The sequence below is a fragment of the Frankia sp. CoWAU3 genome (genome assembly GCF_977971855.1).
The window spans coordinates 5,665-9,928 of the sequence record NZ_CDWWXB010000140.1 but is presented as its reverse complement, the minus strand read 5'-3'; the positions used below and the strand labels follow the sequence as shown (position 1 = coordinate 9,928).

General features: G+C 66.4%; 4 protein-coding genes. All 4 read left to right on the top strand.

What is annotated here, in order from left to right; translation table 11 throughout:
- The first annotated feature begins 424 nt into the window (after positions 1-424).
- On the top strand, positions 425-1,030 hold the full coding sequence (locus AC08ON_RS12730; RefSeq protein WP_476608443.1) for a hypothetical protein: 606 nt from the start codon (positions 425-427) through the stop codon (positions 1,028-1,030).
- A gap of 133 nt (positions 1,031-1,163) precedes the next feature.
- The gene (locus tag AC08ON_RS12725; protein WP_476617044.1) at positions 1,164-1,850 is read left to right on the top strand and encodes a YcnI family copper-binding membrane protein; all 687 of its coding nucleotides are present in this window, start codon (positions 1,164-1,166) and stop codon (positions 1,848-1,850) included.
- A 29-nt stretch (positions 1,851-1,879) separates the two neighbouring features.
- Positions 1,880-3,535: a copper resistance CopC/CopD family protein gene (locus AC08ON_RS12720; protein ID WP_476617043.1), complete on the top strand. Its 1,656-nt coding sequence runs from the start codon at positions 1,880-1,882 to the stop codon at positions 3,533-3,535.
- 348 nt (positions 3,536-3,883) lie between these two features.
- The coding region (locus AC08ON_RS12715) for a ferritin-like domain-containing protein (RefSeq protein ID WP_476608446.1) at positions 3,884-4,264 on the top strand (381 nt) is incomplete at its 3' end.

The following is a 4,264-nucleotide window of genomic DNA, read 5'->3' as shown; positions in this document are numbered from 1 at the left end:
CCGACCGGCAACGCCGGCCGGGCATTCGGCGAGCCCTCCCACGACATCACCGAACACTTACCAGCGAAGCAACACCGGAAGTAATATCGAGAGCGGCAACGCCCGGTCCGCGACGATCCCAGGTCCTGCCCGTCCGCCGGGCCAGCAGGCCCAGGTCGACTAACCTGCCCCGACCATCCCGGCCCGACCGTCATGGATCGAAGCGATCGGCGTCTCCGCTCTCGGCCGGCCATGGCTGGCGCCGAGAAGCGACTGAGCGAGCTCTCCATAAGGCCTATTACGACCCGCGGCGTACCCCCGGGGCGAAGTTCATGGTCACCCTGCCCACGAGACGCCCAGGACCGCCAGTCAGATCATCAACCCCAATCGCACGGTTCCGGGGGTGTGGCCATGACCGCGGCCGGGCATGGCAAGCTTGCTCGCTGTGGCAGCAGAGTGCGAGGTGGACAGCGGGACGGCCCGGTTGGGCCGAGCCGTCGTGTTCGCCTCGTCCTCGGTGTGTCTGGCCTGGGCCGCGCACGTCTCTGGCGGGGCGCCGCGGCCAGCCGCTGGGATCATGCTGGTTGCGGTCCTCCTCCTCACCCGGGTGGCGTTCGGGCTCGCGGACCGCGAGCGAGGAGTCGCTGCGCTGCTCGCGGGTCTGGGGGTGACGCAGATCGCCCTCCATGTCACCTTCGTACTTGCGCATCCGCACACCCACCTGGCCAGCGGTCCGAGCCTGGATGTTCCGATGACGGCGGCCCATGGCATTGCCGTGGGCTGTGTGGGGCTGATGCTTCGTCACTCCGAGCGGGCTGTGTGGTGCGCGGCCGGACTGAGGCCGCGCACCGTCGTGGCCCTGTTGCTGTATCCGGTGACCGTCGCCGTCGTTCCGCCTGTCCCACCCACCGTGAAGATCAACCTTCGGAAGCGGGTGTCGAGACCGCACGCTCGCCCCCTTGGCCGTGGCGCACGGCGTCGGGGACCACCCGCTTCCCCTTTTCCGGGGTTGACGTCACGGCGAGCGTTGACGTCACGGCGAGCCTGGTAGACGAGTTCCGCTGGCGGGCTCATCTGCCCGACGAACGACCCCGGCGCGAGCAAGGCAAGGCATCTTCAGGTGGTCCCACGCGCCGTGGGACGTTCGAAGGGATCTTATGTACCGTAACGTTCGGCGTGCCGGCATGCTTGCCGGCACTGCCGCGGCAGCGATGTTCCTCCTAGCTGGACCGGCGTCCGCCCATGTCACGGTGCAGCCGCCGACGGCTGCCGCGGGCAGCTACGCCACCTTGTCGTTCAAGGTCCCCACGGAGAAGGACACCGCGTCCACGACCGGGTTGGACGTCCAGCTTCCTACCGACACCTCGATCGCGTCCGTGTCGGTCCAGCCCAAGGCGGGGTGGACATACAAGATTACCAAAGCGGCCTCGTCGAAGCCGCTCATGACGGACGACGGAGAGGTCAAGGAGATCGTTACCAGGATTGCCTGGACGGCGCAGGGGGATGGCGGGATCAAGCCCGGGGAGTTCGACACCTTCACCGTCTCCGCCGGGCCGCTGCCCGAAAACACCGACCACGTTGTGTTCAAGGCATTGCAGACATACTCTGACGGTTCGGTCGTGCGGTGGGTCGATGTCGCCGCCCCAGGCGCCCAGGAGCCTGAGAAGCCGGCGCTGGTCCTCACGCTGACGGCATCCTCCCCGGGGTCCGGTGGGCCTGGCGCGGCCGCGGCGCGGTCGGACGAAGCCTCATCGGCCTCCGACGATTCCGACGGGACGGCGCGTGGCCTGGGGATTGCCGGCCTTGTCCTTGGCGCACTCGGGTTGCTGGCCGGTGGATTCGCGCTGATCTCTTTGCGACGGCGCGCCTAACCGTCGTGCGCCGCATCCTGGTGGTGGCCGTGACGTTCCTGGTCATGGCCACCACCTCCATCGGTTTTGGCCTCGGGGTCCCGCCGGCCTCGGCGCATGCCCTTTTGACGGGTAGCGACCCCGTGGACGGCGCGGCACTTGATGTCGCACCCGCACAGGTAACCCTTGACTACAGCGAGTCAGTACGGGTCTCGCGCGATTCGATCCGGGTGCTCGATTCCGCGGGTAGGCGGGTCGATGATGGTCGTGCCGGATCTGGTCCCAAGGCGTCGCAGGCGACGGTCGCGCTCCGGCCGGGGCTGCCGAACGGCACGTACGTGGCGAGCTGGCGTGTCATCTCGGCGGATAGTCATCCTGTTTCCGGTGCGCTCGCCTTCGGTGTGGGCGGGCCGCCGGATGCCGCCGCCGCGGCGGTCTCCGGCACATCGGGCTCCTCGACGGTGGGCGTCGTCTTCGCCATGGCGCGATTTCTCGGATACGCCGCGACGGCCCTGTTGCTGGGCGTCTGTTTCTTTCTGATCGTGCTCTGGCCGACAGGTCTTCGTGCGGCCGGTCCCGGCCGGCTGTTGATGGCAGCGTGGGGATTATCCGTTTTTGCGGCATTCGCGCAGCTGCTGCTGCAAGGCCCCTACGCTGCCGGGCTCGGCCTCGGGGGACTCGGGCAGTGGTCGGTTCTGTCGACCACCCTGGCGGATCGGTTCGGTCACCTGCTGCTGATCCGTCTGCTCGCTCTTGCTTTGATGGTGCCTCTCGTGCGGCGGCTGTTGCGAACCGGGTCGGTGGATCCGCGGGGGAACGGGGAGCTCGCCGGTCTCGGTGTCGTGGTGGCCGTGACGCTTGCCATGATCGGTCATGCCAGTGCCGGCGATCTGGCTTGGCTGGCTACCACCAGCACGACAGCGCATGTGATCGCCATGTCGGTATGGATCGGTGGTCTGGTGATGATTGCCGGTTTCCTGGTGCGCCGCGCATCGGCCACCGAGCTGGCGGAGATCCTTCCCCGGTGGTCGAAGATCGCGGTTGTGGCCGTTGTCGCCGTGATGGTCAGCGGGGTCTTCCAGAGCTGGCGTGAGGTCGGCCCGCCACGGGCCCTGATTGATACCAGCTATGGTCGACTGCTGGTGTACAAGGTGTGGTTGGTCCTTGGAATGATCGCTCTCGGCGCTCTGGCGCGGTGGTGGGTCCGCCGGCAGTACAGAACGAACAGAAATCAGCCGGCCGGCCGGCCGGACCGCTCGTCGCATGCTGTTCTGCTTGCCGGGCTGCGCCGGGGTGTCATGGCGGAAATCGTGCTCGGGGCTGTCGTGCTGGGGATCACGGCTGGGTTGGTGAACATGGTACCGGGACGTACCAGCTATTCACCGCCGTTCTCCGACACCACCTTCGCGGGTCCGATGACGGTGAAGGTGAGGGTCTCGCCGACGCGAGTGGGCGCCCAGACCCTGGACGTCCAGGCCACGGACCCGAGCGGCAAACCGCAGAAACTGGTGGAGGCCAGTGCGGCGTTGTCGTTGCCGGCCGCCGATCTCGGCCCCTTCACTGTTCCGCTGAGCCTGGCCGCGCCGGGCCATGCGCGGAGCGACGGGATCCGGGCGCCGTTGCCCGGTGAATGGCAACTTCGGCTCACGCTCCGAGTGAACGACTTCGACCAGTACGTGACAACCGTGTTCTACCAGGTCCGATGAAGGGACTCGTGAACGATGAAGGGCTGGTGAACGCTGGGCGGCGGTACGTGGACCGTCCCGCACGGAGGCAGTAAGCGCTTCCGTGATAGCTGATAGGAATGGTTCGATTGGCGTGTGATATCAGGGTTGTAATGATCGGCCAGGCAACCCATGGTAGAGCGGAAAAAGCCTGCGAGGGAAGCTCAGAAGGAGTCCATCCATGCCGACCGCCACCGCTGACAAGTCCCATAGCTTCGATGTTTTCCAACACTACGAGCGCCTCCAGCGGAAGGTTTCCGACCTCGGGCTGGAAAACGTCCGGAGTGACCTCGTTCATCCCGTCTACATCTCGCTTGTCAAGGCGTTGTCATGGGCGAGGCGACGTCTCTCCCCGGGCTGCACGGTTTTCTCAGCGAGTTCCACGACGACTACGACTGCTCGGCCTTCGTGGCCATCTGGGCCTACCAGGAGCTTCAGCATCACTACGCCTTCCGGGCCTGGCTCAAGGCGGTGGGCGTCCACATCGACCAGGACAAGATCGAGGCTCTGCGTGAGCCGTACGAAGCCGGTATCATGCCGAGTGCGACCCTGACCACGAACGTGATCTCTGAGATCATCGTCAACACGGTCTACCGGGCGATGTCGGAGTGGGTGGAGGAGCCCGTGCTGGCCGACCTGTTTCTCCGCGCGAGCCGCGACGAAGCAGGGCACGCCCGCGAGTTCCTCTTCTACTTGAAGCGTAACTGGTCA

What these genes read in the sequence shown, in the direction of transcription:
- AC08ON_RS12725 (WP_476617044.1), top strand. Translation starts at nt 1,164, where the DNA reads ATGCTTGCCGGCACTGCCGCGGCAGCGATGTTCCTCCTAGCTGGACCG.